The 1,190-nt window shown below is 41.9% G+C and carries 1 protein-coding gene and 1 pseudogene; one reads left to right on the top strand and one right to left on the bottom strand.

Going from position 1 to position 1,190, the window contains the following annotated elements:
* A pseudogene (locus R7P35_RS25190) lies at positions 1-197 on the bottom strand (acetate kinase); the annotation flags it as partial.
* Positions 198-557: 360 nt separating this feature from the next.
* On the opposite strand from R7P35_RS25190, the gene R7P35_RS25185 reads away from it, so the two are divergent.
* On the top strand, positions 558-1,190 hold a 633-nt coding region (locus R7P35_RS25185), incomplete at its 3' end, for a GGDEF domain-containing protein (protein WP_318093132.1).

Raw genomic sequence — 1,190 nt, 5'->3', positions numbered from 1 at the left:
ATTTTGTGATGGCTATCGTCACCTTCGATGGAGATTTCCTTTTTTTCACCGTTGAATTTCCAGCTCATACGAGCGTCTGATAGACCAAAGCATTCGCCCAGACCACTTAGCACCGCGTCACCCGATACGGAATCGATGACTGCAAATTTTAGTGAAGAGCTACCAGAGTTGATCACCAGTACAAACGAATTAGACATGTAGTTATCCTGTTGTGGAGCAGAGGTTGTAATTGCGCTTCCGCGCTGCGTACTTCTTGTTTGCTCCCCTATTATTCAATAATTTTTTAATCTTTCAACAATCTTTTAGTGAAAGCGATTTGATTGAACAAATTTTGTTGATCTATAGCAAGTTTTGATTTTATTTGAAGTCTAAAAAATATGATTTGTTAAAGCTAATTTATGAATTGGTCAATTTGTACAAATTCAAACCTATGAGCTACGTTGTTTATTGGATGTATAAAAATAACAATCTCATCAATAATTCGGGGTAATAGCGTGCCCACAATAGCCTTTTTATTAGTGATCTTAGGTTTGATTTTGCTCTGCTGGGGATGGCAGATGACAAAAAATATTTGCTCGAAAACAGAGGTACCCGGGTGGACATGGCTGTTGATGTTAATAAGTTGCTTCATTTTTGCGTATGCTGCTTTCTTGCACGCAATCATGAAAAAACCGGTGGCATCATTGCTTGAAACTGGTGTTTCTTTGCTCTTATTCGGTGGCAGTATTTTTGTCGTTTTAGTCATCAAGTGGAGCAACGATTCCATCTTAGAGCTACACAGCGTCGCGGAGCGAGAAAAACGCAATGCGGTTCATGACTCCCTGACAGGGCTTCCCAATCGCAAGTATTGCTTCGAACTGATTGATGACAGAATACAATCTGGCGACCCTTTCTCTGTCATTCTGTTTGACGTAGTGAACTTTAAACAAGTGAACGATGCGATGGGACACTTCTGCGGAGACCAGTTACTGATTCAGATTGGTCAACGATTGCAAGACAAGCTCAAAGGGAGCGACAAGATCTTCCGTGTGGGGGGCGATGAATTTGTCATTCTCACCTCTTCCGCCTGTGAGAAAACGGGCACAGAACTTATCGAAAGCCTAGATTGCGCCCTCTCTGCACGCTTTCACCTAGATGAGTTCCAAGTATCTTCACGTGTCGTGTTTGGGATAAGCACCTATCCTTACGAC

It is taken from the genome of Vibrio sp. Vb0304, from assembly GCF_033338995.1.
Classification (GTDB): domain Bacteria; phylum Pseudomonadota; class Gammaproteobacteria; order Enterobacterales; family Vibrionaceae; genus Vibrio; species Vibrio alginolyticus.
This window is presented reverse-complemented; position numbering and strand designations above follow the sequence as displayed.